This window comes from Streptosporangium sp. NPDC000095 (assembly GCF_042899335.1).
Lineage (GTDB): Bacteria > Actinomycetota > Actinomycetes > Streptosporangiales > Streptosporangiaceae > Streptosporangium.
Map to the genome: position 1 here is coordinate 342,317 of NZ_JBIAZS010000002.1, position 21,124 is coordinate 363,440.

General features: G+C 68.4%; 20 protein-coding genes and 1 pseudogene. 8 read left to right on the forward strand and 13 right to left on the reverse strand.

Annotated features, from left to right (window positions below; all coding sequences use genetic code 11):
* Positions 1–25: 25 nt before the first annotated feature.
* From ACFY3V_RS06955 to proC, 7 genes are all read right to left on the reverse strand, one after another.
* Entirely contained in the window at positions 26–898 is an 873-nt protein-coding gene (locus ACFY3V_RS06955; protein ID WP_362896849.1) for a lysophospholipid acyltransferase family protein, read from the reverse strand.
* The gene (locus ACFY3V_RS06960; protein ID WP_350942584.1) at positions 895–1,920 is read right to left on the reverse strand and encodes an NAD-dependent epimerase/dehydratase family protein; all 1,026 of its coding nucleotides are present in this window, start codon (positions 1,918–1,920) and stop codon (positions 895–897) included. The genes ACFY3V_RS06955 and ACFY3V_RS06960 overlap by 4 nt, the downstream gene beginning before the upstream one ends.
* Positions 1,921–1,940: 20 nt before the next feature.
* Complete coding sequence (locus tag ACFY3V_RS06965) at positions 1,941–2,039, reverse strand: 30S ribosomal protein bS22 (RefSeq protein ID WP_018654693.1); 99 nt, start codon at positions 2,037–2,039, stop codon at positions 1,941–1,943.
* A 300-nt stretch (positions 2,040–2,339) separates the two neighbouring features.
* Entirely contained in the window at positions 2,340–2,543 is a 204-nt protein-coding gene (locus tag ACFY3V_RS06970) for a helix-turn-helix domain-containing protein (protein WP_012887307.1), read from the reverse strand.
* Positions 2,544–2,865: 322 nt separating this feature from the next.
* The gene (locus tag ACFY3V_RS06975) at positions 2,866–3,708 is read right to left on the reverse strand and encodes a phosphatase (protein ID WP_350942583.1); all 843 of its coding nucleotides are present in this window, start codon (positions 3,706–3,708) and stop codon (positions 2,866–2,868) included.
* A gap of 13 nt (positions 3,709–3,721) precedes the next feature.
* Positions 3,722–4,885 carry an acetoin utilization protein AcuC gene (locus ACFY3V_RS06980; protein WP_362896850.1) on the reverse strand — a complete coding sequence of 388 codons (1,164 nt, stop codon included), beginning with the start codon at positions 4,883–4,885 and terminating at the stop codon, positions 3,722–3,724.
* A gap of 350 nt (positions 4,886–5,235) precedes the next feature.
* Complete coding sequence (proC, locus tag ACFY3V_RS06985) at positions 5,236–6,030, reverse strand: pyrroline-5-carboxylate reductase (protein WP_350942581.1); 795 nt, start codon at positions 6,028–6,030, stop codon at positions 5,236–5,238.
* Between the two features lie 180 nt (positions 6,031–6,210).
* Here proC and ACFY3V_RS06990 point away from each other — a divergent pair, with 180 nt between their 5' ends.
* The 7 genes and pseudogenes from ACFY3V_RS06990 to ACFY3V_RS07020 all read left to right on the forward strand — a co-directional run bounded on the left by ACFY3V_RS06990 (position 6,211) and on the right by ACFY3V_RS07020 (position 15,388).
* Positions 6,211–6,699 carry a hypothetical protein gene (locus ACFY3V_RS06990; RefSeq protein ID WP_350942580.1) on the forward strand — a complete coding sequence of 163 codons (489 nt, stop codon included), beginning with the start codon at positions 6,211–6,213 and terminating at the stop codon, positions 6,697–6,699.
* A gap of 143 nt (positions 6,700–6,842) precedes the next feature.
* Complete coding sequence (gene dnaK / locus ACFY3V_RS06995) at positions 6,843–8,714, forward strand: molecular chaperone DnaK (protein ID WP_350942579.1); 1,872 nt, start codon at positions 6,843–6,845, stop codon at positions 8,712–8,714.
* Between the two features lie 28 nt (positions 8,715–8,742).
* Complete coding sequence (gene grpE, locus ACFY3V_RS07000) at positions 8,743–9,360, forward strand: nucleotide exchange factor GrpE (RefSeq protein WP_350942577.1); 618 nt, start codon at positions 8,743–8,745, stop codon at positions 9,358–9,360.
* A 34-nt stretch (positions 9,361–9,394) separates the two neighbouring features.
* A complete protein-coding gene (dnaJ, locus tag ACFY3V_RS07005) occupies positions 9,395–10,597 on the forward strand; it encodes a molecular chaperone DnaJ (RefSeq protein ID WP_362896851.1) in 1,203 nt (400 codons plus the stop codon).
* A gap of 2 nt (positions 10,598–10,599) precedes the next feature.
* A pseudogene (locus ACFY3V_RS07010) lies at positions 10,600–10,852 on the forward strand (heat shock protein transcriptional repressor HspR); the annotation flags it as partial.
* A gap of 226 nt (positions 10,853–11,078) precedes the next feature.
* Positions 11,079–13,661, forward strand: coding sequence for an ATP-dependent chaperone ClpB (clpB, locus tag ACFY3V_RS07015; protein WP_362896852.1), 2,583 nt, complete (start codon positions 11,079–11,081; stop codon positions 13,659–13,661).
* Positions 13,662–13,864: 203 nt separating this feature from the next.
* Positions 13,865–15,388, forward strand: a complete 1,524-nt coding sequence (locus tag ACFY3V_RS07020) for a hypothetical protein (protein ID WP_389770810.1) — start codon at positions 13,865–13,867, stop codon at positions 15,386–15,388.
* Between the two features lie 151 nt (positions 15,389–15,539).
* Here ACFY3V_RS07020 and ACFY3V_RS07025 read toward each other — a convergent pair whose 3' ends face one another.
* Positions 15,540–16,079, reverse strand: a complete 540-nt coding sequence (locus tag ACFY3V_RS07025) for a hypothetical protein (protein WP_350942572.1) — start codon at positions 16,077–16,079, stop codon at positions 15,540–15,542.
* A gap of 169 nt (positions 16,080–16,248) precedes the next feature.
* Between ACFY3V_RS07025 and ACFY3V_RS07030 the strand changes: the two genes are divergently transcribed.
* Positions 16,249–16,953 carry a hypothetical protein gene (locus ACFY3V_RS07030; RefSeq protein ID WP_362896853.1) on the forward strand — a complete coding sequence of 235 codons (705 nt, stop codon included), beginning with the start codon at positions 16,249–16,251 and terminating at the stop codon, positions 16,951–16,953.
* Between the two features lie 49 nt (positions 16,954–17,002).
* Here ACFY3V_RS07030 and ACFY3V_RS07035 read toward each other — a convergent pair whose 3' ends face one another.
* From ACFY3V_RS07035 to ACFY3V_RS07055, 5 genes are all read right to left on the reverse strand, one after another.
* A complete protein-coding gene (locus ACFY3V_RS07035; RefSeq protein WP_362896893.1) occupies positions 17,003–17,641 on the reverse strand; it encodes a TetR family transcriptional regulator in 639 nt (212 codons plus the stop codon).
* Positions 17,642–17,900: 259 nt separating this feature from the next.
* The gene (locus tag ACFY3V_RS07040) at positions 17,901–19,007 is read right to left on the reverse strand and encodes a CapA family protein (RefSeq protein ID WP_362896854.1); all 1,107 of its coding nucleotides are present in this window, start codon (positions 19,005–19,007) and stop codon (positions 17,901–17,903) included.
* Positions 19,008–19,280: 273 nt separating this feature from the next.
* On the reverse strand, positions 19,281–19,463 hold the full coding sequence (locus tag ACFY3V_RS07045; RefSeq protein ID WP_389770815.1) for a DUF397 domain-containing protein: 183 nt from the start codon (positions 19,461–19,463) through the stop codon (positions 19,281–19,283).
* Positions 19,464–19,730: 267 nt separating this feature from the next.
* A complete protein-coding gene (locus ACFY3V_RS07050; RefSeq protein WP_350942566.1) occupies positions 19,731–19,949 on the reverse strand; it encodes a DUF397 domain-containing protein in 219 nt (72 codons plus the stop codon).
* A 36-nt stretch (positions 19,950–19,985) separates the two neighbouring features.
* Complete coding sequence (locus ACFY3V_RS07055; RefSeq protein WP_362896855.1) at positions 19,986–20,846, reverse strand: helix-turn-helix transcriptional regulator; 861 nt, start codon at positions 20,844–20,846, stop codon at positions 19,986–19,988.
* Positions 20,847–21,124: the final 278 nt, after the last annotated feature.

Genomic DNA, 21,124 nt, shown 5'->3' on the forward strand with positions numbered 1-21,124 from the left:
GAGTGCCGTGAGACCTCGGAAAGGCTCAGAAGAAGGGCGGGAAGGCGTGGCCGCGCCTGAGCCTGAGCTCGTCGAGCAGCTGCTGGACGGACTCCCTCACCTGGTCGGTGAGGTTGAAGACCAGCATGGGGTCGTCGGCGTCGGTGGGGTCGAGTTCGTCGGTGCGGATCGGCTCGCCAAAGCCGATCATCCATTTGGACGGGAGCGGGACCAGCCCGAGAGGCCCGAACCAGGGGAACAGCGGCGTGATCGGCAGGTAGGGCAGGCCGAAGGCCCTGGCGAGGAAGCGCAGGTCGCCGATCTTGGGGTAGATCTCCTCCGCGCCCACGATGGCGCAGGGAACGATCGGCACACCCGCGCGGATGGCGGAGGCGACGAACCCACCCCGGCCGAAGCGCTGTAGCCGATAGCGATCGGAGAACGGCTTGCCGACCCCCTTGAACCCCTCGGGGAAGACACCGACGATCTGGCCCTTGCGGAGCAACCGGTCGGCGTCGTCGCGGCAGGCGAGGGTGTGGCCGGTCTTGCGGGAGAGGTGGCCGAGCATCGGGAGCCGGTAGACCAGGTCGGCCCCCAGGAGACGGAGCGCGCGACGCTCGGGGTGGTCGTCGTACAGGGCCACCTGGAGCATGAGCCCGTCGAGGGGGAGGGTGCCCGAGTGGTTGGCCACGATCAGGGCTCCGGAGTCACCGGGTACGTTGCGCATGCCGAAGGTCTCGGTGCGGAACCAGCGGTGATACAGCGGGCGGATCAGTTCCAGGAGCACCTTGTCGGTGAGCTCGGCGTCGAACCCGAACTCGTCGACCTCGTACTCTCCGGTCAGGCGACGGCGCAGGAAGGCGAGCGTCTCGGCCAGCCGGTGGTCGCCGTCCCCGCTGCCGTTCGCCGTATCGCTCACCCCGGCACCGGCCGGGACACCATGTCCGCCAGGGCGGAGGGCAGGCCCCCTGACAGGTCACGCGCGCGGATGAAGTCCTCGAAGGCGGCGGCGGTGGAGAATTTCGGCTTCCAGCCGAGAGCCGTGCACAGCGCGGTGGTGTCGACCACGCGTCCGTGGCACATCAGGCGGAGTTGCTCGGGAGAGAAACCGACCAGTCCCGCGCTCCGGGCGAGCTCGCCCATGAAACGGAAGACGGGGGAGGGGACGGGCATCGAGAGCAGGTCCGCCCTGCGCGCGCACTGCGACAGCAGCAGCACGCCGTCTCCGGCCACGTTGAACGTGCCGGGGTGGTCTTCCATCGCCATCCGCCTCAGCACCTCGACCGCGTCGTCCTCGTGGACGAACTGCAGCCGCGGGTCGAACCCGAACACGGTCGGCAGGACGGGCTGGGTGAAGTAACGCGTCAGCGGTGAGTCGACGCCGGGTCCCATGAAGTTGGCGAACCTGAGCGTCGACACCGCCACATCGCGCCGCCGTCTGGCGAAACCGCGGACGTAGCCCTCCACTTCGGAGGCGTCCTTGGCGTAGCCACGGCTCGGAGGCTCTCCCGGCTCGGCGTCCTCGGTGAAGACCGCGGGGTCGTGCGGGGAGGAACCGTAGACGGCGGTGGTCGATCGCACGACGACACGGCGAACCGTCGCGGACCGCTGACAGGCACCGAGCAACTGCATGGTGCCGATGACGTTGTGTTCCTTCATGAGCGCTCGGCCACCACTCCGGGGAGGGGCGCTCACCAGACTCATGTGAACGACGGTGTCGATGTCGGCGGCCGCGATCACCTGGGCGATGTCGGGGCTGCGCAGATCGACGCGGACGAACTCCGTCCGGCCGAGAGGTACGCCGCCATCACGTGAGAGCGAGGGCGGCGGCACCGTATCCACTCCGATGACCCGGTCGATGTCCGGGTCATCCGCGAGAACGCTCGCCACTCGGGCGCCGATGTGGCGCGAGACCCCGGTGACAAGCACGGTGTGGGTCATCGGCGCCTCGCAGATCCGCGCTACTTCTTGTTACGCCGCTGGATGCGGGTCTTCTTCAGAAGCTTGCGGTGCTTCTTCTTCGCCATGCGCTTACGGCGCTTCTTGATCACAGAGCCCACGGGACCCCCAGGTAGCTGGTAGCCGAGATTGTCGAACCGGTGCGCGATAGCACACCGGCACAACAGACTACCGGCGATCCACGGTAGATCGCCCCTGGGGGGACCCCGGGCGCATGAACTCACGACGTGACGACCACGTCGCTACCCCGATGAGGCCAGGCCCGGCTCTCGCGCGGCCGTACCGGAGATCGTGCCCCGACAGACCGGAAAAGAGCAGGACCGTGAGCGGCCTGGCGCCTTCACCTCACGACCGGAACACTCCCCCCGGCCGCTCGGCTCGACGCGTCGAGCTCGCCTGCCTCAACCTGCCTCGATGTAGGCATCCCTGAGATAATCGTGTACCGCCTGCTCCGGCACTCGGAAGGATCGACCGACCCGGATGGCCGGCAGCTCGCCCGAATGCACGAGTCGGTACACAGTCATCTTGGACACCCTCATGACAGTGGCCACTTCTGCCACCGTCAGGAACTTCACCTCGCTGAGAGGTCTTTCGCCTGCACCCATCGGACGCCTCTTCCGCACGTGTATCCGGGTTATCCCCACTGGTGCCATTGCTCACGCACGTGTACTGCCGTCAGCGTAAATCGGGACCCCTGCCACGCAAACCCCCTATTTTCTCAGCCCTCGGAGTCCCACGTCAGCGAAACGCATGAAAACGCTGGCCAGCAGCCTGATCGTGCTTCTCACATTGATCTTGGAACGGACCAACTGTCTCCCATTAGAGTCGCCCACAATCCCCAAAAAGTTGGCAAACGGGCGGCGAGGTAGGTGGAATGCAGGCGCGAAATGCCCGTATAGGGATGACCTAATTTGCGCATCCCCCGTCTCAGAGGGCTCGCACGACCCTCTCGACCAGGTGGTGCGTCAGCGGTTCGTAATACCTCGGTAGCACGTTGTCATCGAGCGGGACGGTGACCGCGATCTTGCCCTCGGCCTCACCGACGAAGAGGGCGGGATCGTTGCTGTCGGCGAATCCGACCGTGAGGATGCCCGCCTCGCCCGCGGCCCCGGCCCAGCCGTGGTCGGCGATCACCAGATCGGGACGGTCGGCACCCAGCTCGGCGATCATGGCGCGCATCGGGGCGGGGTCGTGCGTGTGCACGAAGGCGCCCTTGTCGTCGAGCATCGCGACGTCGTCCATGTAACGGATCTTGCGCCTGCGCCCGAAACCGCTGCCCCAGTACGACCAGCCCTCGGCCGGTGCCATCAGGGTCGCGCCGCGCGCCCTGAGCATCCGGCCCAGGGCCATGTGAACGGTGAGCAGGCCGGTGGGGTGCCCGGTGGCGATCAGGATCCTGGGGTTCTCCCCCTGGAGCACACCGGCGATCGTGTCGCCCATCTTCTCCGTCGCCTCGATCGTGCGATCGGGGTCGATGGTGTCCTGCCCCTCCCGGTGCCCGGGATCGGCCACGACCCCGGCCGACTTCGCCATCAGCTCCAGCACGTCCCGGTAGGACCACGCGCCGTCCATCGTCAGCCCGAACATGTAGTGCGGATCACGGTTGGAAAGCGACCGGTAGTGGTCCAGGTTGTTCTCCCGGCTGGTCGCCACATCACCGGCGATCCGGGTACGGATCAGGTGCTCACGAAGCTCGGCTCGCGTTGTCGGCGACGCTTCGCGTCGCGGCTCGGGTGCTGGGAGGGGCACTTCGTCCTCGGTTTCGATCATCGGGGGCCATGGGTCACGGGAGGGGATCGAGCCCGTGGAAGGGGAAGACGGAGTTCCGCGTCGCCATGATGGCCCGGTCGATCGGGTCTGCTGGGTCATAACCAGCGGAGAAATCCGGAAATTCCGGATTTCGGCCATCGGTGAGCGTCAACGGCGCCGTCTGGCCGGTCCGCTCCTTGACGAACGTGCGCCACGCCTCGGGGGTGGCCGTCCGGGGATCGAGGGGATGGCCCGCCACCTCGGCGATCAGGTGGGTCCACGCCCGGGGCACCACCTGTACCAGCTCGTATCCCCCGCCACCCGTCACGATCCACCGCCCGCCCGCGGTCTCGTGGGCCAGCTCGTGCAGCGCCGCGTACGTGGCCCGCTGGCCGTCCAGGCTGAGCATGAGGTTGGCCAGCGGGTCGAGGGCGTGGCTGTCGCAGCCGTGCTGGGTGACCAGGATCTCGGGGGCGAACTCCCGCAGCAGCGGCGGGACCACCGCGTGGAAGGCCCTGAGCCAGCCGCTGTCGCCGCATCCGGCCGGCAGGGCCACATTGACCGCGCTGCCCTCCGCGCCACGCTCCTCGGGAAAACCGGTGCCGGGGAAGAGGGTGCGGGGGCTCTCGTGCAGGCTGATGGTGAGAACCCTGGGGTCGTCGTAGAACAGCGCCTGCACGCCGTCGCCGTGGTGCACGTCCACGTCCACGTAGGCGATCTTGGAAGCGCCCTGGGAGAGCAGCCACGCGATCGCCACGCCCGGGTCGTTGTAGACGCAGAAACCGCTCGCCACGGCGGCCATCGCATGGTGCAGGCCCCCCGCGACGTTGACCGCGTGCTCGGCCTCACCGCTCCACACCGCGCGGGCCGCCGCCAGGCTGGCACCGGTGATCAGCGCGGACGCCTCGTGGACCCCGGCGAAGGCGGGGTTGTCCGTGGTGCCGAGCCCGTAGGCCACGTCGGGCCGCCCGGTGGCGGAGACCCGCCTGACGGCCTCGATGTAGTCGCGCCGGTGAACGAGGGCCAGCTCGTCGTCGGTGGCGGGCGCGCAACCGCTCATCTCCACCTGGTCCAGCACGCCGAGCTCCCCGGCCAGCGCCATGGTCAGCTCCACCCGTACGGGCGCGAGCGGGTGTTCGGGGCCGAAGTCGTACGAGGTGAGCGCATCGTCCCAGACAACCCGCACGGACCGGCTCATGGGCACTCCCTGTCTGGTCGCGACGCCACACGTCACGGCCCGATCTTCCTGCTCCCGGCTCGACGTTACCGCACGTGTACGGAATGGCGTTTACGCAGCCGTCTTGGAGGACGTGCCTGTTTTCATCTGAGCGAAATATCTTGATTTATTGCTTTAACAGGCACGTTGAGCAGGCCCCTCCTGAACGGCGGGCGTTCCTGGGATCGCCATACCTCCTGACGAGGAGGCCGGGTGGAGGAGACCCGCGCGGTCCTCTGACCGCGGGAAACGCGCGGGAGGAGACGGAGTCGCCGCCGCCGAGACGACCAGGCGGTCGGCCGGCCGCGGGAAGCGTACGGGAGGAGACGGGCTCAGCCCTCGGCGAGCTGGCGCCCCCGGTCCCTGGCGGCCTCGATGGCGGCGAGGAAGGCGGCACGGACGCTGTGCCGCTCCAGCTCGGCGATGGCCGCGATCGTCGTACCGCCCGGGGAGGTGACCGCCTCGCGGAGGATCACGGGGTGCTCCCCCGAGTCACGAAGCATGATCGCCGCTCCGACGATCGACTGAGTGACCATGTCGAGGGCGGCGGCACGGGGCATGCCGAGCAGGATGCCGGCGTCGACCATCGCCTCGACCAGGTAGAAGAAGTAGGCGGGGCCACTGCCGGAAAGGGCCGTGGCGGCGTCCTGCTGCGACTCGGGGATGCGCAGCACCTTGCCGACCGGGCTGAACAGGTCCTCGGCACGCCTGAGGTGCTCCTCGGAGGCGTGGGCGCCCGCCGAGATCACGCTCATCGCCTCGTCGACCAGCACCGGTGTGTTGGACATGACCCGGACCACCGGGATGTCGGCGCCGAGCCTCGACTCGACGAACGAGGTCGTGATCCCCGCCGCCGCCGAGACGACCAGGCGGTCGGCCGGGATGTGCCCCGCGATCTCGGCGAGCAGGGACCCCATGTCCTGCGGCTTGACCGCGAGGATGATCGTGTCCGCGTCCTTCGCCGCCTCGGCGTTGGAGGCGACCCGCACGCCGTACCGCTCCGCGAGGGCCTGGCCGCGCTCGGCACGCCGTGCCGTCGCGATCACGTCGCCCGGCTTGAACCCGGCTCTGAGCAGCCCGGACAGCAGGGCCTCTCCCATCTTGCCGGTGCCAAGAATCGCGATCATGTGAGCACCTCGAAATCGTGGATCGGAACTCCCCGCAGCCTATCGGCCCCGCCACCGGCGGGAATCATCCTGTGTATGAGTCGAAGGCGACGGGTGACCATCCGTCCCGGCGGTCTTACCGGGACGACATCGGGGTGTCCTGAACCGCCCGGGAGCCCGATCCGTCTTAGGGGTATGCGTATGATCGCGACCTCTATCCTGGCCGGAAGCCTTCTGCTGGCACTGGGCTGCGGCACCGAACCCAGCGCCACCGTCACCACCTCCCCCTCGCGTCCGGCGAGTCAGACCACCTCCGTCCCGGGCAGCCCCTCCGAGCCGGCGGCCCACACCGTGGCTCCCCGGGAGGAGCCCACGACGAGCGGCACCCCGAAACCGACGAAACCCGAGGGCCACACCGACAATCCCCGCAAGGTGCGGTGGCTGACGGCCAAGCCGTCCAAGGACGGCCGTAGCCTGCGGATCGTCTGGTGGTCCGGGGTGGAGCCGTGCAACGTGCTTGACCGGGTCACCGTGCGCGAGACCTCCAAGCGGGTGACCGTCACCCTCTGGGAGGGCCCGAGCAGCAAGGCGCAGAACGTCGCCTGCATCGAGATCGCCATCCAGAAGGTGACGACCGTCAAGCTCAAGAAGCCCCTCGGCGCGCGCAAGGTGGTCGACGGCGCCCGCTGACACGCCTTCGCCTTCCTCCCGAAATCGGGAATGCCGCCGCGCGTCAGAAGGTTGAGCCCAGTAGACTCAAGTCGTTTGACAAACCTCACACGAGGTTCCACCATGAGTCCCATCGACTCAACTTTGACTACAAGGACGTACTCATGGCACGTGCGGTAGGTATCGACCTGGGGACGACCAACTCCGTCGTCTCGATTCTCGAGGGCGGTGAGCCCACCGTCATCGCCAACTCTCAGGGTTCGCGGACCACGCCGTCCGTGGTCGCGTTCGCGAAGAACGGCGAGGTCCTCGTCGGCGAGGTCGCCAAGCGGCAGGCCGTCACCAACGTGGACCGGACGATTCGCTCGGTCAAGCGCGAGATGGGCACCAACTGGTCCGTCGAGATCGACGGCAAGAAGTCCAACCCGCAGCAGATCAGCGCGTTCGTCCTGCAGAAGCTGAAGCAGGACGCGGAAGCCTACCTGGGCGAGAAGATCACCGACGCGGTGATCACCGTTCCCGCCTACTTCAACGACGCCCAGCGCCAGGCCACCCAGGAAGCCGGCACCATCGCCGGCCTGAACGTGCTGCGCATCATCAACGAGCCCACCGCGGCCGCGCTGGCGTACGGCCTGGACAAGGAGAAGGACGAGACCATCCTCGTCTTCGACCTCGGCGGCGGCACCTTCGACGTGTCCCTGCTCGACGTCGGCCAGGAGGACGGCCACGGCTTCGTCGAGGTCAAGGCCACCAGCGGCGACAACCACCTCGGTGGTGACGACTGGGACCAGCGCGTCGTGGACGAGCTGGCCAACCGGTTCAAGAACGCGCACGGTGTCGACCTGACCAAGGACAAGATGGCCCTGCAGCGCCTGCGCGAGGCAGCGGAGAAGGCCAAGATCGAGCTCTCCAGCCAGTCGGAGACCTCCATCAACCTTCCCTACATCACCGCCTCGGCCGAGGGTCCCCTCCACCTGGAGGAGAAGCTCACCCGCGCCGAGTTCCAGCGGATCACCGCCGACCTCCTCGAGCGGTGCAAGGGCCCGTTCAACCAGGTCGTCAAGGACGCCGGGATCAAGGTCTCCGACATCGCCCACGTGGTGCTCGTCGGCGGCTCGACCCGCATGCCCGCCGTGGCCGAGCTCGTCAAGGAGCTGACCGCGGGCCGGGAGCCCAACAAGGGCGTCAACCCGGACGAGGTCGTGGCCATCGGCGCCGCCCTGCAGGCCGGTGTGCTCAAGGGCGAGGTCAAGGACGTCCTGCTGCTCGACGTGACCCCGCTGAGCCTGGGCATCGAGACCAAGGGCGGGATCTTCACCAAGATCATCGAGCGTAACACCACGATCCCGACCAAGCGCTCCGAGGTCTTCACCACGGCCGAGGACAACCAGCCGTCGGTGCAGATCCAGGTCTACCAGGGCGAGCGCGAGATCGCCGCGTACAACAAGAAGCTGGCCACCTTCGAGCTGACCGGCATCGCCCCGGCGCCGCGCGGCATCCCGCAGATCGAGGTCACCTTCGACATCGACGCCAACGGCATCGTCAACGTCTCCGCCAAGGACCTCGGCACCGGCAAGGAGCAGACGATGACGATCACCGGCGGCTCCGCGCTGCCGAAGGACGACATCGAGCGCATGATGCGCGAGGCCGAGTCCTACGCCGAGGAGGACAAGAAGCGTCGCGAAGAGGCCGAGGTCCGCAACAACGCCGACTCGCTCGTCTACCAGACCGAGAAGTTCCTCGGCGAGAACGCCGAGAAGGTCCCGGACGACATCAAGACCGAGGTCAACGAGGCCGTCGCCGAGCTCAAGAAGGCTCTGGAGGGCACCGACTCGTCCGTGATCCGCACCTCCGCGGAGAAGCTCGCCACGGTCAGCCAGAAGATGGGATCCGCCATCTACGCCCAGGCGCAGGGGTCCGAGACCCCGACCGGCGCTCCCGGCGCGGACGCCACCGACGGGCAGAAGGCCGACGAGGACGTGGTCGAGGCCGAGATCGTGGACGACGAGCCGAAGCGCGACAACGGCGCCAAGTGACGGCCGGAACGCCGAGGGGAGCACCAGCGTGAGCACGCGCGAGAACGGTTCCGAGGAGGAGCCGGTGATCCGCGACAACCGGAAGATAGACCCGGAGACGGGGCAGATACGCGAGACGAAGCCGGCCGAGACCACGGGCCAGAACGACAGGGAGCAGACGACCGACAAGTCGTCGTCCTCCCTGGCGTCCGACCTGGCCTCGATCGAGCTGGCCACCCAGCTCGCCGAGCGCACCGCGGACCTGCAGCGTCTTCAGGCCGAGTATTCCAACTATCGCAAGCGGGTCGAGCGAGACCGCGTGGCCGTCAAGGAGCAGGCGGTGGCCGGCGTGCTGGCCGAGTTGCTGCCGGTCCTCGACGACATCGGCCGGGCCCGTGACCACGGGGAGCTGACCGGCGGTTTCGCCAAGGTGAGCGAATCACTGGAGGCGGCCACCGGGAAGCTGGGGCTGAGCACCTACGGCACCAAGGGCGAGCCGTTCGACCCGACGGTGCACGAGGCCCTGATGCACAGCTACTCCCCCGACGTCACGGAGCCGACGTGCGTGGAGATCCTGCAGCCCGGTTACCGGATCGGCGAGCGAGTGCTCCGCCCCGCGCGCGTCGCGGTCGCGGAGCCAGAAGAGCCCGCCGCGGACGACAACTGACACCCCCACATCTGATCTCTGAGAAGGAACGTAGATGAGCACCAAGGACTACCTGGAGAAGGACTACTACGCCGTCCTTGGTGTGCCCAAGACCGCTACGGCCGATGAGATCAAGAAGGCGTACCGGAAGCTGGCCAGGCAGTATCACCCGGACGCCAACCCCGGAAGCTCGGCGACCTCCGAGAGCACCGCGAAGTTCAAGGAGGTCTCCGAGGCGTACGACATCCTTTCCGACACCAAGCGCCGCAAGGAGTACGACGAGGCGCGGACGCTGTTCGGATCGGGTCTCGGCGGTTACGCCGGTGGTGGGGGCGCTCCGCGCTCGGGTGGCTTCCCGTTCGACCTGGGGGACCTGTTCGGGGGGACCGGCCAGCAGCAACAGCAGGGCGGCACCGGAGAGCGCATCGGCGACATCTTCGGTGGGCTCTTCAACCGGGGCGGCGCGAGCCGCCCCGGGGGGACGACGAGCAGGGCGCGGCGCGGCCAGGACATCGAGTCCGAGGTCACGCTCTCCTTCTCCGAGGCGGTGGAGGGCACCACGGTGTCGCTCCGCCTGACCAGTTCCTCCGCGTGCACCGGATGCGGAGGAACCGGCGCCAAGGCCGGAACCACCCCGCGGGTCTGCCCGACCTGCGAGGGCACCGGGGCGGCCAGCCGCAACCTCGGCAACTTCGCCTTCTCCGAGCCGTGCCGCGACTGCAAGGGCCGCGGCCTGCTGGTGGACGACCCGTGCCCGGTGTGCGACGGGAGCGGGCGAGGTAAGAGCACCCGCACGATCCAGGCCCGCATCCCGGCGGGGGTCGGCGACAACCAGCGCATCAAGATCAAGGCCAAGGGCGCACCCGGCGAGAACGGTGGTCCTGCCGGTGACCTCTACGTCCAGATCCACGTCAAGCCGCACCCCGTGTTCGGCAGGACGGGAGAGAACCTGACGGTCACCGTCCCGGTCACCTTCACCGAGGCCGCACTGGGCGCCGAGATCAAGGTGCCGATCCTCAAGGGGCTGCCGGTCACCCTGCGCATCCCCGAGGGCACCCCGAACGGCCGCACCTTCCGGGTGCGCGGCAGGGGCGTGGCGCGCAAGGACGGCACCAAGGGCGACCTGCTCGCCACGATCGAGGTTCTGGTGCCGCAGCAGTTGGAAGACAAGGCGAGAGGCGCCCTTGAGGACTTCCGCGACGCCACCTCGGGTGGTGACCCGCGGGCGGACCTGATCGAACAGGCCAGAAGCGAGTAGCCATGGAAGCCAACTACTTCGATCTGTCGGACGACACACCCGTCTACGTGATCTCGGTGGCCGCCCAGCTGTCGGGTCTGCACCCGCAGACCCTGCGCCAGTACGACCGTCTCGGCCTGGTCAGTCCAGGCCGTACGGCCGGTCGCGGACGCCTGTACTCCACCCGCGACATCATGATGCTCCGCGAGGTCCAGCGGCTCTCCCAGGAGGAGGGCATCAACCTCGCGGGCATCAAGCGAATCCTCGTCCTCGAAACGGAGGCCATGCGCCTGCGTGACGAGAACCACCGCCTGCGCGCGGAGATGAACACGATCCGCGCGCTCATCCAGTATCAGCTGCCCCCCGCCTGAGACTCCGTCCCACACCTTGAGGACGCGTCTGTGACCGGCCGTGAGAACGCGCCGGGGGCACACGCCCCGTGAGGATCCGCCGGGCCGGCGTCGCCCTATGACACAGCACTTTCGAGTGAGGCCTGACAAGCATGGACTACAAGCTCACCCAGAAGAGCCAGGCGGCGGTCTCCTCCGCCATCAGGCGGGCGGCCGCCGAAGGCAATCCCGAGGTCGCCCCGGCCCATCTGTTCACCGCGCTGCTCACCCAGACCGGTGGCACCGCCGTGCCCCTGCTCGAAGCGGTGGGCGCCGACTGGAAGCAACTGCGCGTCGAGGCCGAGAAGCAGCTCGCGGCCCTGCCGAAGGCGCAGGGCTCCACCGTCAGCGCCCCGTCGAGCTCCCGGCAGCTCCTCACCGTGATGAACACCGCGGCCCAGCGGGCCCGCGGGCTTGAGGACGACTACGTCTCGACCGAGCACCTGCTGGTCGGTCTCGCCACCGACGGCGGCCCCGTCGCCACCCTGCTCAAGTCCAACGGCGCGAGCCCGAACGCGCTGCTCGACGCCTTCGAGAAGGTGCGCGGGCACGCCAGGGTGACCAGCGAGACGCCGGAGGACACCTACCAGGCGCTGGAGAAGTACGGAATCGACCTGACCGAGCGGGCCAGGGCGGGCAAGCTCGACCCGGTGATCGGCCGCGACTCGGAGATCCGGCGCGTCGTCCAGGTGCTCAGCCGCCGTACCAAGAACAACCCGGTTCTCATCGGCGAGCCCGGCGTCGGCAAGACCGCCGTGGTGGAAGGGCTGGCCCAGCGGATCGTCGCGGGCGACGTCCCCTCCAGCCTGCGCGACAAGCGCCTGATCGCCCTCGACCTCAGCGCGATGGTCGCCGGCGCCAAATACCGCGGCGAGTTCGAGGAGCGCCTCAAGGCGGTGCTCGGGGAGATCAAGGAGAGTGACGGCCAGGTCGTCACCTTCATCGACGAGCTGCACACCATGGTCGGCGCGGGCGCCGCCGAGGGCGCGATGGACGCGGGCAACATGCTCAAGCCCATGCTGGCCCGCGGCGAGCTGCGGATGATCGGCGCGACCACCCTGGACGAATACCGCGAGCGCATCGAGAAGGACCCCGCGCTGGAGCGGCGGTTCCAGCAGGTCTACGTGGGCGAGCCCACCGTCGAGGACACCATCGCCATCCTGCGCGGCCTCAAGGGCCGCTACGAGGCGCACCACCAGGTCCAGATCTCCGACGGCGCGCTCGTGGCCGCCGCCGCGCTCTCCGACCGTTACATCACCTCCCGCTTCCTGCCCGACAAGGCGATCGACCTCGTCGACGAGGCGGCCTCCCGGCTCCGCATGGAGATCGACTCCCGTCCCGTGGAGATCGACCAGCTCCAGCGGAACGTCGACCGGATGAAGATGGAGGAGCTGGCGCTCGCCAAGGAGACCGACGAGAGCAGCCTGCAGAGGCTGGAACGGCTCCGCGGGGAGCTCGCCGACCGCCAGGAGGACCTCAACGCCCTCGTCGGCCGCTGGGAGCAGGAGAAGGCGGGGCTGAACCGGGTCGGCGACCTGAAGAAGCAGATCGACGAGGTGCGCAGCTCCGCCGAACGCGCGCAGCGCGACGGTGACTTCGAGGCCGCCTCGCGGCTGATGTACGCCGAGGTGCCCAAGCTGGAGGCCGAGCTCGCCGAGGCGAGCAAGGCCGCCCAGCCCGAGGACCCCATGGTCAAGGAGGAGGTCGGCTCCGACGACATCGCCCAGGTGATCTCCTCCTGGACCGGTATCCCCGCCGGCCGGCTGCTTGAGGGCGAGACCAGCAAGCTGCTCCGTATGGAAGAGGAGCTCGGCAGGCGGCTGATCGGCCAGCGACAGGCGGTCGAGGCGGTCTCCGACGCCGTACGGCGGGCGCGGGCGGGCATCTCCGACCCCGACCGGCCCACCGGCAGCTTCCTGTTCCTCGGCCCGACGGGCGTCGGCAAGACCGAGCTGGCCAAGGCGCTGGCGGACTTCCTGTTCGACGACGAGCGGGCGATGGTCCGCATCGACATGAGCGAGTACGGCGAGAAGCACAGCGTCGCGCGCCTGGTGGGGGCACCTCCCGGCTACGTGGGCTACGAGGAGGGCGGCCAGCTCACCGAGGCCGTGCGGCGCAGGCCCTACGGCGTGGTGCTGCTGGACGAGGTCGAGAAGGCCCACCCCGAGGTCTTCGACATCCTGCTCCAGGTGCTCGACGACGGGCGGCTCACCGACGGACAGGGCCGGACGGTCGACTTCCGCAACGTGATCCTGATCCTCACCTCCAACATCGGCTCGCAGTTCCTCGTGGACCCGGGCCTGGAGAAGGAGGCGCAGCGGGCCGCCGTGATGACGGCGGTCAGAAGCTCGTTCAAGCCGGAGTTCCTCAACCGGCTCGACGACGTGATCCAGTTCGACGCGCTCGGCACCGAGGAGCTGTCCAGGATCGTGGACCTGCAGGTGGCCCACCTGGCGAGGCGCCTGACGGACCGGCGGCTCACGCTGACCGTGACCCCGGCGGCGCGCGACTGGCTGGCGCTGACGGGTTACGACCCCCTGTACGGCGCGCGTCCGCTGCGCCGCCTCGTCCAGTCCGCGATCGGCGACAAACTGGCCAAGGAGGTCCTCTCCGGCGAGGTCCAGGACGGCGACGAGGTGCTGGTCGACCTCGACGAGGCGAGGGACTCCCTGTCCATCGGCCCGGTGAGGGCCTGACGGCGACCGCGCGATGAAATCGGCAGGCCGGGTGGAGGTCGGTGGGAGCCGACGGTGGGCGGCTGAAGGCCGGTGAGGACCTGACCGCCTCCGACGCGGCCCGGTAATGGCTTGACCACCATTGAGCTAAGCCCGCCCCTGAGCGAGACCCCCCTGTTACGTTCGGTTTTCGTCGGATTACCGAACGCAACAGGGGGATGCGAATGTCGAATTCATCACGGAACATCCGGGGAATCCTCGCGATGGCGGTGCTCACGGTCGGCGCCGGCCTCACGATGGCCTCCCCGGCGTCGGCGGAGCTCGTGCCCTGCCAGGAGCAGGGCACGGCGACGGCTCTGGGAACGCCCGGACCGGTGGAGCCCGCGTGCGAGGAGACCGGCGCCGCCGGAACCGCCGCGACGCCCGAGGGGGCTCCCACCACGGACAGCGCCGTCACAGCGTCGACGACGGACAGCACCGTGACACCTCCGATCACGGACAGCACCGTGACCCCATCGATCACGGACAGCAGCACGAGCCTGTCGACGACGGACAGCACCGTCACCTCACCGACCACGGACAGCACCGCGAACCTCTCGACGGACAGCACCGTCACCCCGCCGACCACGGACAGCACCGCGAACCTCTCGACGGACAGCACCGTGACGCCACAGGCCGCGACCAGCGGCGAGGTGCCGGCGACGGTGAGCGACACGGAGCTGCCTCCTCCGGGGACGCCCGTGACGGTGAACAGCGAGCAGGCGCCGGCGGCCGTGGCCGGTGCTGAGGCGCCGGTGACCGCGAACATCGGGGAAACGTCCGTCACCGCGGACCGGCTCGCACGCGTCACCGGTCTGCCCCAGTTCTCCCAGCCCTCCGCCGTGGTCGACTTCGCGGACGCCGAGGCCTTCGGGCTGTCGAGCCTTCCCGGTCACGAGTGGACGAACTCGTGGGTGAGCATCATGGCCGAGGCACCGGAACTGCCGGGCACGCCGGGTGCTCCCGGCGACGGCATCAGCTGGCTGCGGGCCCCGGCCCCGCCGGCACCCGGTGAGCTCGTCGAGGTGCCGGTCACCTCGGACGCACCGGTCAACGTGCCCGCACCTCCGATGCCCGACCTCGTCCCGGCGGAGGCCGTCACCGAGAACCTGCCGACCGCGGACGCGCCCGCCGCCGACGCACCCGCCGCCGACGCGGTCGCTGCCGAGGCGCCCGCCACCACCGAGGCACCCACCACGGACGCACCCGCTGCCGACGCACCCACCACGGACATGCCGGCCGCGGACGCGCCCTCCACCGAGGCGTCCACTGCCGAGACGCCCACCGCCGACGCACCCGCCGCTGACGCGGTCGCTGCCGAGGCGCCCGCCGCCAACGCAACCACCGCCGACGCGCCCACCACCGAGGCACCCACCACGAACATGCCCACCGCGGACACACCCGCCACCGAGGCACCCACCGCGGACACCCACACCGCGGACATGCCCACCGCGAACGTGCCCGCCGACGCACCCACCGCGGACATGCCGACCGCGAACGCACCCACCGCCGACGCACCCGCCGCGAACATGCCCACGGTGGAGCCGCCGGCCGCCGCGCGCCCGGAGGCCCCCGTGCCGCCGGACGCTCCCGCGGCCGGCGAGGCCACGACGGAAGGCGGCACGAGCGGCACCACGGTGCAGAGCGCCGCAGCGGCTCCCGTTCTTCCCGCGCCCGAGGGAACGCTCCCGAACCTCAACGTGGAGTAAATGCGGAGCCGGCAGGTGGACCGGCCGCCGATCCGCGGATCAGCCCGCGGGTCGGCATAGATCCACCGCCGAACCATCGCGGGGGAGGGCCGTGCCTCACGGGGCACGGCCCTCCCCCGCCGCATGTCAGGTCGGCGGGACCGGGGCGCCGTCAGTGCGAGGCGTCCAGGAGGGCGTCGAGGTCGTCCTCCGGGAGACCGAGGTCCACGCGAATCCGGTAGCGGGTTCTGAGCAGGGCGATGTGCTCGCCGCTGCCCTCCACCGCCCGGTGCGCCCCCTCGGTCGCCCACTGATGGGCCTCTCCGAGGTCGCCGTAGGCGACGAGGGTCTCGGCGACCGTGAGGGCGGTGGCCGCGGTGACGTCACCGACGGCGCGGATCGCCGCGATCACCTCCCTCGCCTCGTCGGGCCGTTCGAGCTCGAAGAGGGTGTCGGCGATCCCCGCCCGGGGATCGACGCTCACCTCGCCGCCGTCGTCCACCGCCCGCTGGAAGCAGTCGAAGGCCCGGGCGGGCTGTCCGGCCTGCCGCCACTCCTCGGCGGCGAGCACGAGGATCGCCGCCCGTGATATGTCGCCGGACGCGTACGTCTCGACCAGGTCTTCGAGTCGCCGGGCCAGGTCTTCGTGATCGTCGGCCAGAAGTGCCTGCTCAAGCAATCGATCAAGTTGCTCACGTGTCACATGCGCCACATCGCGAGAGTACCGAGCGACGCTCGACCGCGTACGGCCAACGGCAGGTATTGGCAACGTTACCTTGGGCAAACGAACGACTACGCTACGCGTTTTTTCCCAGCAAAACGGGCATATGACCAACGATTACTGACAGAGGAGCGGGTCACGGGAAGGGGTCGCGATGGGCATGTCCAAGCAGACATCGTTCACGTTGATGCTCCTTCTGGCCTTCTCCGTGGTCGTTCCCGGGTCCGCCGGATACCTCTCGGTCAAGATGGAGGCGATCGGGCAGGCACACCGGGAGCTGGTCACCCTGGAGAACCGCATCCGTGGCGAGAGGCTCGCCGCCCGGATCAGGAAAGTCGAACGAAACCACCGGGAGAGGCGGCTCCAGCCGATCATCTCGTCCCGCCGTGAGTCGTGTGATTCCTCGGGGAGGTCTCGCGCGGAGCCGAGGACACGGCCACCCGGACTGTCCGCGGTCGCTCCCGTTCCAGTGGCGGGTACGGAACGGCGGCAGGACGAGCGGCCGCGTGCGCGCGGACACGTCGTCAGGAAACGCGTCCCGCAGGGACAGGGACCGGATACTCGGGAACGTGGCACGCGAGGGCGGGAAACGCCGGGGCAGGGCGTACCGGAGCCCGCGCGGCAGGGGCTGACGGCGCAGGGGCGCCCTGAGGCCGCCTTCCCCGAGCGGTGGTCCCAGCTCGAACGCCGGGGCGGACGACACCGGGAGGGGGAGGACGTGCCTGCCGCGCCGGACGCGCTCACCGCACCGGACGCGCTCGGCGTCGAGAGCCTGCCGGAGGGCACCGGCACATCCCCCGTCGAGGCTTCCCCTTCCGTATCCCCTCAGCCCGTATTCCCTCAGCCCGGAACACGGGCGCGGTGACGGCTCGCCCCTTCGCGCGGCTCGCGCTTCGTCAGGGGGGCGATGGCTCTCAGACCGAGACGCGGGCGAACTGACGGTTCAGATAGCCCCGGATGAGGCGCTTCGCCTCGGCCACGATTTCCGGAGCGCCGTTCGGATCGCGCCGGAAGGCCAGCTTGAGCACGGCGTCCCCGGCCTCGACCGCGACGAGGATCGCCAGGTCGAACTCCTCGCTGTCGGCCAGCCCGTACTCCTGCAGGAGGAGACCGCGCAACCGTCCGGCGATCACCGTGTTGTTCTCCGACGAGGCGTCGAGCAGGTTGAGGTCGACCACGTCGCCGAAGTGCAGGGACCGGAAACCCGGCACGGTCCTGTGCATCTCCACGTACTCGTCGATGATCGCGTCGACCGCGTCCCACCAGCCCTCGTAGTCCTCCAGCAGAAAGCGCCTGCCGATACGGGAGACGAACCCCTCCACGTGGCGCCGGGTCACCGCCTGGGTGATGGCTCGCTTGTCGGGGAAGAACTGGTAGACCGAACCGATCGCGACCCCCGCGCGCTCGGCGATCCTCGTGGTGGAGAGCGCGTCGTAGCCGATCTCGTCCAGCAGGTCGGCGCATGCGTCGAGCATCCGCTCAACACGTCGCGCGCTCCGTCGCTGGGTGGGTTGGCGCCGCAGTGGAGCCTCTCCGTGCTCCTCGCAGGACATGGTGGACACCACACCATCTTGCCCCTCTGACACGTCAGGGTCAGTAGTTATTCACCAATCACGAGTTTTCTCCACCCCGGGGTGGACCGGACGAACCGCGCAACGCCGCATGTGAGGCGGTGTGTGAGTGCCGGTGGGACGTCACCTGGCTCCTCCACCGGCGTCACGCCCTCCTGCCACACGAGACGCCCGGAACCTGTTCCGCACCTCCTCCGGAATATCGGGAGATGTCCGGAACCTCCGCCGGGCCCGCTCCGAGTCACTCGGAGCGGGTGGGCCTGGCGGCGAGGCCGGTGCAGCCGCGCAGCGCCTTCCAGTCCGCGACCGCCTGCTGCCGCCCGGTCCCGGTGATCGGGACCGGCACCCCGCCCTGGATGGTGGCCGGGGTCCACTGGTCCTTGAGCACCTTGCGGCCGTTGATCGTCAAGGTGAGCACACCGGTCCTGCCGGTCTCCGGTCCCCAGTTGTAGAAGACGAAGTTGCCCAGACCGTAACTGACGTAGCTGTTCTTCAGGTATCCGGCACCGAGCAGGATGTGCGCGTGGCCGCCGACGACGACGTCCGCGCCGGCCGCGACCAGCTTGGGCGCCAGGCCGCGCTGCGCCTCGTTGGGGCACTTCTGCAGCTCGGTACCCCAGTGCAGATGGACGATCACGGTGTCCGAGTTCTTGCGCGCCCTGCGCACCTCCTGGAGCAGTCTCGCCTCGTTCTTCGCCGAGGCGAGGCCGCCCTGGTCGCCCGAGGCCGTCCACGCCTGGATGAACTCCGCGTCCAGCACCTGGGTAGCGCCGATGATGGCGACGCGGTTGCCGTTCACGGTCGTCCGCCACGGCTTGTACGCCTCGGCCTCGTTCCTGCCCACACCCACGACCGGGAACCTGGACCGTTTGATGGCGGCGAGCGAGTCTGTCAGCCCGCTCTGCATGTAGTCCATGCCGTGGTTGTTCGCGAGGGAGGCGACGTCCACCCCGGCCGCCTTCAGCGCGGTGAGCGCCGTCGCCGGGGCACGGAAGGTGTACTGCTTGCCGGGGGCCGGGGTGCCGCCGGTGGTGATCGCCGTCTCCAGATTGATCATCGCCAGGTCGGAGCTTCTCAGCACCTTGGCGATCGGGCCGAGCGCGGTCTTCGGATCGGCGTTCAGCCGGTTTCGCAGCACGCCCTCGAAGTGGACATCCCCGCCGAAGGAGATGGTGTACGGCTTACGCTCGGGCGTGGGGGTGGCCTCGGCCGGTTCGGTGGGTTTCTTCACGGCGTCGGAGGACGGTTCGGGGGCGGCCGACTCGGCCGCGGAGCAGGCCGCGAGAAGCACGGCTGAGGCGGTGACCGCGGCGACCAGGGCGAGGCGGCGAGCTGTGTACGTGTCCATCGGTATCCGAGGATGCCATCTCGTCCATCCCCGTGTCACAACTCGCGCCGCCGGATTCGTTTCCGCGAAAAAGCCGGAGCCGGTCGCCGATGCCCGGCGTCGCGGGCCGTCCCCGGACAGGGTGTTCCGGGGCCGCCTGTCCTCGCACGGCTCGTTTCTCCCCGGAGACCGCGGGCCCTACGGCCTCACGTGACCGTTCCGAACTGTTCCCTGGAACACGAAAGGGGGCTGTCCCGCCGTTGGGCAAGCCCCCGGTCCTGAAAGGACGGTCACTCAGAGATCGAAGTCTCCGCTCTTCACCGCCGCGACGAACTCGCTCCACTCGGTCCCGCCGAAGAGCAGCACCGGTCCGCGCCTGTCCTTGCTGTCCCTGACCGCGAACCCCTCGCCGGCCAGGCGAGCCACCTCAACGCAGTTGCCACTCGCGGCACTGAGCCTGCTCTTTCGCCAAATCACTCCATATTGGTCAATATCGGACACATCTCACCTCCTCTCCCATAGGTGGCCATAGGGCACCTTAAGAATGAAGGCGTGATGGAAAACGTGCAAGGTATTGGACGTGTCCAGATAGGACACCATGTCCGACGCGCTTCCCCGGTGTGCGATGATTCTCCCCTGCTCCACCGGCGGGCGGTCAATCCATCCGGTGAGCAGAGACAATGAAACGCGGTAATCGCAGCGGAGCGGCTCTTTTTCTCCAGGTGAGCACTGGAGCCGCTTCTGCTATATGTCGAACTCTCCGTCCTTCACTCCGCCGACGAATGCCTTCCACTCATCGGGAGTGAAGACCAGCACGGGCCCGGATCCGTTCTTGCTGTCCCGGACCCCTACGCCGCCTCCGCTCAGCGTCGCCACTTCGACGCAATTGCCGTTCGGAGAGCTGTGCGCGCTCTTCTTCCACATCGCACCGCTGAAATCAGTCGCGTTCATTTTTCTTTCCATAAAAATGACGGTAGTCGCCGGTTGGCAGACCGGTCGCTACCTGCCCCAATGCTCGCTTACTTCTTTGATCAGCTCCTGCGAGCCGGCCTCTGGAAGAGCTCGTTCCATCAAATGCTCAAAGGCACGCTCATACCCGTACACTTTTTCCACATCATCCACGTACCGTCCACCGAAAAGCGATTCAAGGTAGACTATGTCCGGAAAATCGGAAAAGGTGAGGTGCACGAACGGTCCCGTGGACACCGGTGGCGGAACATCCTTGGAAAGAATTCTCATATCTACGTGTTCCAGCTCCGAAACCTCGATCAGGTGTCGCAGCTGATCTCGCATGACGCGAGCGTCACCGTACTGACTTTTCAACACGGATTCGTTGAACACCGCCAGCAGGGTCAGCGGCCTGGAGTCGTACAGCAACGTACGCTGACGCGCCATCCGCACCTCGACCCGATCCTGGAACCAACTCGACGGCACCTGGCTCGCATGCTGCCCCACCGAGATGACCGCACGAGCGTATTCCTCTGTCTGGAGAAGCCCCGGCACGATCTGGGGTTCCCAGTTACGCATCTCAGTGGCCTCCGCCTCCATCCCGATGAGCGTGATGTAGTCATCGGGAACGGAATTTCGATATCTCTCCCACCAGCCCTTCCTGGAGGCTTCACGCCGTAGCGCGACCAGGGTCTCCCTGAGCCGCTCGTCGACGCCGTAAAGGTCGGCGAGCGCCTCGACGTCCGCCTCCTTGGCCAGCGTCTTGGCGGTCTCTATCCGGCTGACCTTCGCGGTCGACCACCCCAGGCGACCGGACACCTCGTCACCCGTCATGTTCAGGCCTTCGCGGAGCCGGCGCAGCTCCATGCCCAACCGGCGCTGACGGAGTGCTGGACTGCCACGTTCCGACATCACGACCTCCTCACCATGACGGGCGAGCGGCTGTCACGGCCTCAACAGGAACTCGATGAATAGTAGTGCAAATTACACTGATGGTTGCAGTGCATCTGCGGAAGTTTATTGCTTTTTTCCTTACGGCAAGTCTTGCAGCCAAATCTATGCTGAGCGACTATCAGAACAGGAAGGTCCTCGCAAGATCGGGGGAGCCACCGGCGATCATCCGGAGGGCGTCTTCGAGGGCATTCGTGAGCCGCGGGTGTGAAACAGACACGCGGCTCTTCGGCAACGGC